This window comes from Acinetobacter sp. YH12137 (assembly GCF_013418535.1).
Classification (GTDB): domain Bacteria; phylum Pseudomonadota; class Gammaproteobacteria; order Pseudomonadales; family Moraxellaceae; genus Acinetobacter.
Map to the genome: position 1 here is coordinate 1 of NZ_VPBW01000011.1, position 10,816 is coordinate 10,816.

The 10,816-nt window shown below is 43.9% G+C and carries 9 protein-coding genes; 7 read left to right on the forward strand and 2 right to left on the reverse strand.

Going from position 1 to position 10,816, the window contains the following annotated elements; genetic code table 11:
* Positions 1-396: 396 nt before the first annotated feature.
* The 5 genes from FTU72_RS07730 (at position 397) to FTU72_RS07750 (ending at position 4,406) form a co-directional block, all read left to right on the forward strand.
* Positions 397-1,311 carry a VacJ family lipoprotein gene (locus FTU72_RS07730; RefSeq protein WP_159123041.1) on the forward strand — a complete coding sequence of 305 codons (915 nt, stop codon included), beginning with the start codon at positions 397-399 and terminating at the stop codon, positions 1,309-1,311.
* Positions 1,312-1,414: 103 nt separating this feature from the next.
* Positions 1,415-2,383, forward strand: coding sequence for an RsbU family protein phosphatase GigA (gene gigA / locus FTU72_RS07735; RefSeq protein WP_180052639.1), 969 nt, complete (start codon positions 1,415-1,417; stop codon positions 2,381-2,383).
* Between the two features lie 112 nt (positions 2,384-2,495).
* A complete protein-coding gene (gene gigB, locus FTU72_RS07740; protein WP_004783532.1) occupies positions 2,496-3,014 on the forward strand; it encodes an anti-anti-sigma factor GigB in 519 nt (172 codons plus the stop codon).
* A gap of 20 nt (positions 3,015-3,034) precedes the next feature.
* Complete coding sequence (locus FTU72_RS07745) at positions 3,035-3,862, forward strand: carbon-nitrogen hydrolase family protein (RefSeq protein WP_159123043.1); 828 nt, start codon at positions 3,035-3,037, stop codon at positions 3,860-3,862.
* A gap of 118 nt (positions 3,863-3,980) precedes the next feature.
* A complete protein-coding gene (locus FTU72_RS07750; RefSeq protein ID WP_004783539.1) occupies positions 3,981-4,406 on the forward strand; it encodes an organic hydroperoxide resistance protein in 426 nt (141 codons plus the stop codon).
* A 173-nt stretch (positions 4,407-4,579) separates the two neighbouring features.
* Here FTU72_RS07750 and gspE read toward each other — a convergent pair whose 3' ends face one another.
* Entirely contained in the window at positions 4,580-6,067 is a 1,488-nt protein-coding gene (gene gspE / locus FTU72_RS07755) for a type II secretion system ATPase GspE (protein ID WP_180052640.1), read from the reverse strand.
* 93 nt (positions 6,068-6,160) lie between these two features.
* On the opposite strand from gspE, the gene FTU72_RS07760 reads away from it, so the two are divergent.
* Both FTU72_RS07760 and FTU72_RS07765 read left to right on the forward strand, forming a co-directional pair.
* Positions 6,161-6,991: a hypothetical protein gene (locus FTU72_RS07760; protein WP_166135723.1), complete on the forward strand. Its 831-nt coding sequence runs from the start codon at positions 6,161-6,163 to the stop codon at positions 6,989-6,991.
* Positions 6,992-7,000: 9 nt separating this feature from the next.
* Positions 7,001-7,924, forward strand: coding sequence for a mechanosensitive ion channel family protein (locus FTU72_RS07765; RefSeq protein WP_180017804.1), 924 nt, complete (start codon positions 7,001-7,003; stop codon positions 7,922-7,924).
* Positions 7,925-8,076: 152 nt separating this feature from the next.
* Here FTU72_RS07765 and FTU72_RS07770 read toward each other — a convergent pair whose 3' ends face one another.
* Positions 8,077-10,782 carry a DUF2339 domain-containing protein gene (locus FTU72_RS07770; protein WP_180052641.1) on the reverse strand — a complete coding sequence of 902 codons (2,706 nt, stop codon included), beginning with the start codon at positions 10,780-10,782 and terminating at the stop codon, positions 8,077-8,079.
* Positions 10,783-10,816 lie beyond the last annotated feature (34 nt).

Genomic DNA, 10,816 nt, shown 5'->3' on the forward strand with positions numbered 1-10,816 from the left:
TTCTTCATAATCTCTTAATGATCTTCTTACTACTTCGTCAGTAGCAAGCTAGGTCGGCTATATTACTCTCTATCTCTAGAAAGTCAACCAGTAATGAAAATTATTTTTAAACTTTCTTTCTAAAACCTAACTCAACTATTTCATGCTAAGTTACTGTTTTATCAGAAGTTTTAATCTTCATCACCGCCGATGGATGTGCATTCTACAGTATTTCAGGGGGCTTGCAACACCTTTTTCAAATAAATCTTACCGCATGTCTAATTTTTAGCCTTTTATGAAGTTTTTATTCATTTATTATACAATTTTGCTTAAATTACGCCTATTCCTAGTAATACAGTTTATTATTCCGGGTTAAACAACGCCACTATACTCAGAACAAGGCTTTGGGGTTTCCTTATGCATCGCTCTATTTATTTATCTTTATGCTTATTTTCTTTGGCCTCTAGCCCATTAATTTTTGCTGAAGACACTACTCAGGCTGAACAGACTGAAATAGAAACTGAATCTTCTACTACTGCTACGGTTCCACTCAGAGAAAAAATATCTTCTAAAGTGAGTCACCTGCAAACCCAGCTAAAAGTCGATGCTAGTGCTGCACAGGCTGAAGAAGTTAAAGATCCTTTCCAGGGCTGGAATAGAAAGGTGTATCAATTTAATGATGCAATCGATCAGGCAGTTGTTCGCCCCATTGCGGTTCAGTATCAGGAAAAGGTTCCTCAAGATGTGCGTGGCAGCTATACCCAGTTCCGTAGCAATTTAGGTGAACCATGGAATGCGGTAAACCAGTTGATTCAGGGCCGTCCTGCTCGTGCCGCAAAATCTTTGGGCCGTTTTACCATTAATACCTTAACTACTTTAGGTCTGGCAGACCCAGCCCGTCGTCTGGGACTGGATCATGAAGATGAAAAGTTCGGGATTACGCTAGGTTATTACGGTGTACCTTCCGGTCCTTATGTGATGTTACCGTTCCTGGGCCCAAGTTCTGTGCGTGATACTTTCGGTATGGCAGTCGATAGCCAGACCCGTCCACAGAAATATATTCTTGAAGATGATGAAGGCTTGTATTGGGGTGATCAATTCTGGCGTGCAATTGATAATCGTGCAGAATTACTTGATATTGAAGGTGTGTTAACAGGTGATCGTTATGCACAAATTCGCGATATTTATTTGCAACGTACCAATTATATGATCGCCCAGAAAAAAGGTCTGGAACAGGAATCTTTATTCCTTGAAGATGACTTCGATGATGAAAATCTTGAAGATGAATCTTTCGATGAAAATGAGACTGAATCTTCTAGTGATGACCTTTGAAACCTAAGCTCAATGATGATTTGCTAGCGAAAACCGTTCGCTAGCAATCATTTGCTTGTTATAGTACATCTTATAACTCATCCCAAGATCGAACTACCTGTCTATGTATTTCATTCAACCTACCCGTGATATTCCTTATTTAGATCAAGTGCTTGAGAAGCTTCCGCACGTTCAAGTAATCAAGCTGGAAGATCACGAGTTGTACGATGCGACGATTATTGCCATTGCAGATGTACATGATTATCTGAAATATAAGTGGAACCTTCCGACTGTCGTATTAGCGCTGGAAAATGAAGGAACAGCCTTGGCACAAGCTTGGGAACAAGGCGCTTTGGCAGGCTGGATCTGGAATAAACTGCCTGAACAACCCGATATCGCATTACAAAAAATTGATGCGCAATATAAGCGTAATCAGGATAGTCGTGACCTTCCTTCTGCGGCAGAGCTACAAAAACGTTTGCTACCGAATGAAATTGAATTAACCAATTATGCGGTTGAAACCTATTTTCAACCTTCTGCCTATCTATCTGGCGATTGGTACGATTACTGGAAAATCAGCGATAAAGAAGTCATTTTCTATCTTGCGGATGTTTCTGGTCATGGCGTTACCAGCAGTTTATTAACGTCCTGGATGGCGGCTTTTCATGGACGTTCGAAAACACCTCGTGAGCTAATCAAGAAGCTGAACGGGATGCTGGTTCAGGAAAATATTGAAAAACATATCACCATGATAGCCGGAATTCTAAACCTAGAAAGTCATGTCTTGAAATGGTCCAGTGCTGGCCACTACCCTCCTCCGATTATCTTTGAACCGAATCAGGAACCTAAAATCCTGTCATCCAGCAGCTTTCCTCTTGGCCTCACTGAAGACCTTGAGGTAGAAGAAAATGAATATATTCTCAGCCGCAATGCACGATTTATTATCTGTTCAGATGGAGCATTGGAGCCGTTTAACGGCGGTCTGAATGAACAATTTTCCCAATTATTGCATCACTTACAGAACGAATCCTTCGAAGCACCCGAACATGTTGCCGACGATATTGCCATTCTCAGCTTTATAAGAGTGAAATAGCAGTATAATCACAAGCTTTATAAGCACTTAATTTGATTGCGACTTTCAGCTACTTGAGTATCCGTAGACCCTATGGGATAATTTAATATCCTTCTCTGCAAATGGCATTTATATGTCAACAGGTCATGTTGAATATGCAAGCTTGAATGGAACGCATATTTTTAAGCTTATCGGCGAAGTGCGGGCCCAATCTTGTATTAGTCTAGACAAATTACTGAACAAACTTGAGCAGCAGGACAACGTTGTTGGCGCAATTGTTGATCTGACTGAAACCAGCTTTATTGACAGCACTGTACTGGGTGTCCTAGCAAAATTAGGACTTAAACTTAAGCAGCTCCATAAGATCCAGGCGGTGATGTTGTCGACTAACTCTGATATCACGACTCTGGCCAATAGTATGGGCTTGGGGCAGGTCTTTGTCATTTTGGATTACTGCGGTGATTCAAATGTATGTACGCGTAAACTGATGGAAGAACATGTGACGCATCAAGCAATGCTGAAAACTGTTCTAGATGCACACAAGACTTTAATGCGGTTAAATCAGAGCAACCAGAATATGTTTGAGCCCTTGGTCAAACAGTTGCAAAAAGAACAAGATAATCTAGATCAAGTATCTGAACAAAAGGTATGAACACACAATAAGGAATCCCTATGACTTTACTTTCTGTTGCACAGATGAATTCCCAAAATGAAATTGAGCAAAATTTCATGACCATCGAATCATTAATTCAACAAAGTAAAGCAAAAGGTGCTGAGCTTATTGTCTTTCCTGAAAATTTCGTCTGTTTTGCTGCTGGTAAGCAGCGCGAAACTGCAGCTCAATTCGAGAGCATTCAACAACGTCTGGAACAACTAGCGCATCAATATCAGATCTGGATTATCGCAGGGACATTACCCTGTCCTTATCGTCCTGATGGTTCGATTATTGAAGATGGCCGAGTTCGTACCGTTAGCTTGTGTATTAGCCCAGAAAAAACTGAAGCCCGCTATGACAAGATTCACCTCTTTGATGTACAGGTCGGTGATGCTGTTGGTGGCTATCAGGAATCCCAATTTTTTGAACCAGGTACCGATGTTGTTGTTGCGAAAACACCTTTTGGCAATATCGGTATGATGGTCTGCTATGACCTGCGTTTTCCTGAACTTGCGCTTCATTTACGTGCCCAAGGCGCGAATATTTTAACTGCGCCATCTGCCTTTACTTACACCACTGGCCAAATGCACTGGCAATTATTATTGCAAGCACGTGCTATGGATACCCAATGCACAGTTCTCGGTGCTGCTCAACAGGGTTGGCATGGTGAAAAACGTCAAACTTGGGGACATGCCGCTGCCACAAACAGCCGTGGTCAACTTCTCGATATGGTGCATGCGGAAGGCGCACAGATTATTACGGTTGATTTTGATTTGACTGGGCAGGCCAAAGTGCGTGAGTCTATGCCACTCATGCAGCATCGCAAGCTACTAAAGTTCTCTTAAGTCAGACTTTTTACCGCATTCTCATTCGCTTGCATAAATTAACAAAATCCCTGCTTATTCTTCCCTAGAAATTATGGAGCATAGAAGTTCCATAAAAGAACAAGCAGGAAATACTCTCATGTCATTAGAAAAAGCAGTATATACCGCACGTGCCAAAGCTACAGGCGGTCGAGATGGCCGTGCAACCTCTGACGATCAGATTCTGGATGTGAAACTGGCAGTGCCCAAGGAAATGGGTGGCCCAGGTGGCGGGACCAATCCTGAACAATTGTTCGCTGCAGGTTATTCAGCCTGTTTTTTAGGTGCCATGAAGTTTGTTGCCAACCGGGATAAAATCAATATTAGCAAAGATGCCTATATTGAAGGTGAAGTTGGCATTGGTCCGATTCCTACCGGTTTTGGCATTGAAGTGACTTTAAATATTCATTTAGAAGGAATGGAACAGGACGAAGCTCAAAAGCTGGTCGATGCCGCACACATCGTTTGTCCTTATTCAAATGCAACCCGAAACAATATTGATGTTACTTTGAATGTCATCACCTAAGTCTACATAAGCATTCCACTCTCTATCCTGAAAAATCAGAAGTCATTTCAGGATAGAGCTGATTATTCTTATAGAATTTTGATCAAAATTACTGTGTGCTATTTCATAGAAAAATAATCATTTGAGATATTTACTTAAGAAAACTGCGCCTTCCTATCACAACGAATAAAAATTTACTCTGCCGCCTCATTGGTCACACGCAAAACTTCTTCAATAGTCGTTTTACCAGCCAGCACTTTACGTAAACCATCATCACGAATTGAACCAGATTGCTGACGTGCATAGGTTTCCAGCTCATATTCAGCCACATTACCATGAATCAGACGGCGCATATGCTCATCAACCGGTACAATTTCATAAATGGCGGTACGTCCACTAAAGCCGGTATTACCACACCGTTCACAACCGTGCGGTTGAGGTAATCTTAAATCCTGTGGATGCTCAATATGTTCAAACAGATTCTGTTCAAATGCATCTGCATCTTTCCAGGTTGCACAATGTGGGCATAAAGTCCGTACCAGACGCTGAGCAACTACCCCAATTAAGGAGCTCGATAGCAAGAATGGTTCAATTCCCATGTCTTTCAGACGGGTCACTGCACCAATCGCAGTATTGGTATGCAGCGTTGATAATACCAGGTGACCTGTCAGTGAGGCCTGAACTGCAATTTCTGCGGTTTCCAGATCACGAATCTCACCGACCATCACCACATCCGGATCCTGACGCAACATGGCTTTTAAAGCACGAGCAAAGGTCATGTCGACTTTGGTATTTACCTGAGTCTGACCAATCCCTTCTAACTGATATTCCACCGGATCTTCAGCCGTCAGGATATTTTTGGAACCATCATTTAGATCAGAAAGTGCTGCATATAAGGTAGTGGTCTTACCCGAACCGGTAGGTCCAGTCACCAGAATAATGCCATGAGGACGATGCACCAGGGTCTTGAGTCGATCATAATCGTTATTCATCAAGCCCAGATGAGTCATATTTAGACGGCCAGCCTGTTTGTCTAGCAATCGCATCACCACCCGCTCCCCATAAGAGGATGGCAAGGTTGAAACACGGACATCGACTTCACGCCCTGCCAGACGCAAGGAAATACGTCCATCCTGAGGAATACGTTTTTCTGCAATGTCCAGCTTGGCCATGACCTTGATCCGTGATACCAGTAATGGCGCCAGCTCACGACGTGGCTGCACAATTTCACGCAACTGCCCATCGACACGCAAGCGTACGGAAAGTCGTTTTTCGAAAGATTCCACATGGATATCTGAGGCGCCAACACGGATCGCTTCCGACAACAAGGCATTGATCAGACGGACAATAGGCGCATCATCTTCCTGATCCATCAGGTCTTCGGCTTCAGGAACCGAATCGGCAAGGCTTAATAAATCAGGATGATCTTCCAGACCGGCAGCCACCTGCTGTGACTCACCGCTATCGCCGGCAAAACTGGAACTGAGTAACTGATTGAATTCTTGTTCTGTACAATGTTGATACTGAGCCGGATGACCCAGCAAACGGCGTGCTTCCTGTAATGCAAGCATAGATGTATTGTCACGACGGACAATAAAAGCCTGATCTCCCTCATAACGCAATAGCACACCATGACGTTTCGCAAAGCTATACGGGATTTGTAATTGTTTCAGTACTTGCATCGCAGATTATAATAATGATGAAAAAATTTAAATTGAGTGTACTCTAAGCATATGACAGCGTGAAGTATGTTTTCAAAGATTTAGCAAGAAAGGATGCCAACATTGCCGCAAGATCAAGAGGAATTAAACCTGCAGTCTCCCAGAATTCAATGGTGGGGAGAGCAAAGTTTTGAAATTAACGAGTCCAAGGCCTGGCAATTTGGCTCTCTGCTGTTTCGTTTGACCCGAGGCTTGCAGGAATGGCGACTAGAATATTACCGTCCGAGGGTTCAGTACGATTATGAACAGCAATGGCATCAGATCAGTGACCCACTGTTTGCATTCCCGACCCCGGTGAAAATTGAACGCTATATGTTCAAATCCACCCAAAGCAAATTACAACTTATGCCACGTCTGGCGAATCGCTCCGTAGTAATTAAACCGGTTGATCCGATTTATATTCCGGCTGGACAACGTGGAACCCTCTATATCAGCACCCCGCTATGGATTGCCGGTTTTGTCGAAGGTCAACGTGAACCGATTTTTGATCTTCCAGTGATTTTACCGAAAGATACCTGGTTTGGACCCAATCATCGTTCCGGTGAAATTTGCTATGCTACCGCAGTCGATGGCCGGACTGAATTGCAACAATTACGTCCTCGTGCATTCCGTGCTGTGACTCCAATTGAGTTTCATAATACCAGTCAGCAGCAACTGCGTTTCGATCGTATGAATGTTCCAGTACCTGCATTGCCTCTCTTTTATAGTGCCAGCACTGAACGTCTGTGGACCTCGCAGATTAAGGTTTTGCATGAAGGTCTGGATCGCCCACCCCGGATCCGGGTGGAAAACCGTACCCCGCCCAATGCGGGTGAAGTGGATTATTTACACCCACCCCGTGATCCAGCGGGAAATTTATTTAATATGTTTGATTCATTTTTCTAAGAGCGTGTGATGCCAAATTCGAATATTCCAACCGAAGTCACCAACAGTCTCAAGGGAGTATTTACCAATATTAATACCGATCGCCTGACTGAAATCGTCGTCGCGGTTGTGCTGTGTTTTATTGGTTTCCTGATCGCACGTTTTTTTTCGAATGCTTTTATCCGTACTATTGGTATACGCTTTAATGCGCATCAGCAAATGGTCTGGCGCCGCGGGATTTTCTACTTTATTTTCCTGCTGTTTGTGATGGCGAGTTTGAAGGAAGCCGGATTTAAACTCAGTGTCTTTCTCGGTGCAGCAGGTATTTTAACCGTCGCACTGGGTTTCGCATCCCAAACCTCTGCATCCAACCTGATCAGCGGTATCTTCCTGATTGGTGAAGGATCTTTTGAAGTGGGTGATACCATTCAGATTACACTGATTCGTGGACATACCGTTGAAGGTGAAGTGATTTCGATTGATCTGCTCTCGGTTAAACTACTTACCCAAGACAATATTTATGTACGCTTGCCGAACGAACAACTGATTCGGGCTCCGGTACACAACTTGTCCAAGTTTCCGATCCGGCGTATTCCGATTACCTTGGCTATTAATTTCCATGAAGACATCATCAAGGTGCGTGAAGTACTGCTTGATGTTGCCAATAAATATCCGCTGGTTCTGGCCGATCCAAAGCCTGCAGTCACAGTCACCGCCTTCCGTGAATCTTCGATTGAACTTTTGTTTGCGATCTGGTGTCAGCAGGAAAATTATCTGAAAGTCCGTGATGAAATGCAGGAACGGATTCGAAATGGCTTTCTCGACAACCAGATTGAAATTCCGGTACCGAAAATGGGCTTTGTTGATCATCCACTGGCTCGCCCACTGGAAAATGAAGACATTGATCAATATGCCAATGAGAAGGAGCTTAAGAGAGAGCCGAATTTAAAATAACTTTTTCTATATCCTTTCTTAACCTCCCTTTACTAAGGGAGGAACTGTCATAAAAAGCCTGTCTTTCTCTTACACATCGTTTAAAGTAGTGCTTTAAGCTCGTTCAGGGTTTGGGAAGATTAAATTAATTGCTCAAATCTAGTAATTTAGATTCAAACCCTCTTCTCTCCATCCGGCATCGGTGCAATATATGCAATCAGTAGCATGACTCCACCGGCCAGCAGGAATGAAATCACACGCGTCAGTGTACCGGTATGAGACAGGTCAAATAACACCAGCTTCAAGCTGACAATGACCAGAATACTCCCCCCTAAAATCCACATCGGTTTAAGTCTTTTCAGGGTGGCCGTCCACATGGTCGCCCAGGCCAGCAATACCCAAAGAATCGTCAGGCTTAACTGTACTGTGGCATTACTCCACAATTCCAGGCTATTGAATGGTGTTTGCAGATAGATATGTAAGGCCCGTAATACAATATAGCTCGACAGCCATAACAGGCTTAGTACCATCAGTACCGACATCATCCCGCGATCGTGTCCTGCCCGAATCTGCTGCAACAGCATCCACAGGAAACTGGCAAGCATGGCCAGACTGATCAGATCAAATGGATTGAATAGAGGTAACCAGTAATATTGGAAAGCTTGCTGGTTAAACAGCTGTGAGCATATTAACCAAGCTCCCATTAACACCAAGCAGTTTTTACTTTGCCAGAGTAAGCGCCACTCTGAATTTTCTTTTTGTCGATAACACCAGAACCAGAATACCAAAGGCAGAATTACCATACTGAGATAAGGCATGCTCGGTATTAGGCATACACTAGCCAAAGTCAGGCTGGCAAATACCCCAAAGCTCATCCACTCTTTGGATAAATCAATTCCTTTCACCGGTCTTAACCATAAAGCAGCCAGCAATAATGATGAAAGTGCAAAGATTCCACGCTCCAAAGCACTTGGCCAGACCAGAATCCCATTTTCGCTATAATCAACAGCCAGCAAAATCGCAATGATCACCAATGGCGTAAGACCGCTCCATTTTGGCAATAACCAGCACCATTCCTGATGCTTGCGCTGTATGATTTCACTTAGAACCGTATAACCCAGTCCAAGACTGAATAAACTATAAATATAAGCCTGTTCATGAGCAAACTCATCTTCAAGCAAGGCAAACAACATCAGGGTCGCAGCAAAACTGAGAGTGCTCAGAAAACTGATACTTAAGCTATTAAGCTGCTGGCGATATTTGGCTTTAAGCTGACTCAGGAAGACGACGGCGACATAACAGAAGCTGAGAATCCAGAAAATTTTCCGCGGTGTGGGATTAAGCTCGATCAGATAGTAAACACTACTGAAGCCTGCCATAATCAGCAGTCCCATACTCAGATAATGCGCAACCCGAATATTCTTTTCCAATGCCCAGAGATAAATTAGTACGCCTTCAACTGCCCAACCGACTACGCTCCACTGCTCTGTCAATAAAATGGGTGGAACCAAAGCCAGAAAGATCAGCATCAAGCTGAGATAACTTTGGGAAATGACCTGAATACTTTCTCTACGACGCACTAAAGTCCAACAGATTGCAAATATCCCGGCAAATAACAGACTAAGCCCGGCTTGCCAAAGCTTCTGATCAGGCTGATTGAAATGAATCAGATACAGGAAAATATATGCGGTAATCGGTGCAGCGAAAATCAGGGCAAGATCCAGAACCGGTTTTAAACGAAAACAGGAAAGATCCTGCCGAGCCAGTAACTGGCTAAAACGAAAGCCTAGCCAGATGAATACCGCACTATGTGCCAGAATCAGGGCGGTCATTGTATAACGCTCGTATGTATGACCATGAATCAGGCTATACATCCCGCCTACTATGATTGTGACCAGAAAAGCAATCTGGTTCAGGATTTTCCAGGGCCGCAAACTGCTGAGTAACAGCACGCCGATATTAATCAGCAGATAATAACTGATGAACTCAACCGCAGAAGCATCCCGGGTCGGTAAGGTAAACGGCGCCAGATAGGCAATGAATAAGGCCATGACTGCCAGCTCAATACTTTCCTGTTTCAAGCTTAAGTACAGCGTAATTGCCAAAATAACCAAAAACACCAGAGCTGCCAGTGGCAAGGTGGCAATCACCAGATTGTAATAGGCAAAGAACAAGGTCAGAAATAGTGCCCCTAATCCCAAGCCTTCCAGTGCCAGACCAAAACTGCGGTTTTTAGCGATCAGGGTATAACCCAATCCGGTCACAACAACAGCAGATAAAGCGACCAGTCCTAATTTTACCGCCAAGCTCAGCTGCCAGTGCTCTGTCGCAAAACGGAGTAATAAAATGATTCCAATGACCAGAATCGCGATCGCAGCTTTAAGGACCGGATTTCCTCGAAAAATCCACTGCTGGATCTGATCCAGCAATTGTGGTTGATCTGAACTAGCTTGAGCAGCAATGGGTAAAGGAATATCTGGTTGAGTGATTTCTGGATGTATCTGATCTGCTGACCGGTAACGAGATTGCAACTGGACAATGTTACGTTCCAAACGTTGTAACCAGCGTAATAGAAAGAAAATCCAGGCGGTAATGCCGATCCCCATCAGCCAGTTGAGCTCAGTCACGCCTCCGACAATGGCGATAATAGAAGAAATATATAGCGGTATTTTAGAATTGGCTGGCACAATCACCTGCGTCGGTGCAGCCAGATCCCGCACGGGCGCTTCAATGGCACTGATATATTGCATCACGCTGATCAGGAAACCCAGACCAGTGAGATAAGTCACGATCTGCAATTCCAGATACCATGCACTTATCCCCACAATTACCAGACTAATCAGCCAGATCATACGCAATTCATTTTGCCCTGCCGTCATTCTTCTCGTTCTCGTTCCTTAACCATGTCATCAT

What these genes read in the sequence shown, in the direction of transcription:
- FTU72_RS07770 (WP_180052641.1), bottom strand. Translation starts at nt 10,782, where the DNA reads ATGACGGCAGGGCAAAATGAATTGCGTATGATCTGGCTGATTAGTCTG.
- FTU72_RS07730 (WP_159123041.1), top strand. Translation starts at nt 397, where the DNA reads ATGCATCGCTCTATTTATTTATCTTTATGCTTATTTTCTTTGGCCTCT.
- FTU72_RS07750 (WP_004783539.1), top strand. Translation starts at nt 3,981, where the DNA reads ATGTCATTAGAAAAAGCAGTATATACCGCACGTGCCAAAGCTACAGGC.
- gigA (WP_180052639.1), top strand. Translation starts at nt 1,415, where the DNA reads ATGTATTTCATTCAACCTACCCGTGATATTCCTTATTTAGATCAAGTG.
- FTU72_RS07745 (WP_159123043.1), top strand. Translation starts at nt 3,035, where the DNA reads ATGACTTTACTTTCTGTTGCACAGATGAATTCCCAAAATGAAATTGAG.
- gigB (WP_004783532.1), top strand. Translation starts at nt 2,496, where the DNA reads ATGTCAACAGGTCATGTTGAATATGCAAGCTTGAATGGAACGCATATT.
- gspE (WP_180052640.1), bottom strand. Translation starts at nt 6,067, where the DNA reads ATGCAAGTACTGAAACAATTACAAATCCCGTATAGCTTTGCGAAACGT.
- FTU72_RS07765 (WP_180017804.1), top strand. Translation starts at nt 7,001, where the DNA reads ATGCCAAATTCGAATATTCCAACCGAAGTCACCAACAGTCTCAAGGGA.
- FTU72_RS07760 (WP_166135723.1), top strand. Translation starts at nt 6,161, where the DNA reads ATGCCAACATTGCCGCAAGATCAAGAGGAATTAAACCTGCAGTCTCCC.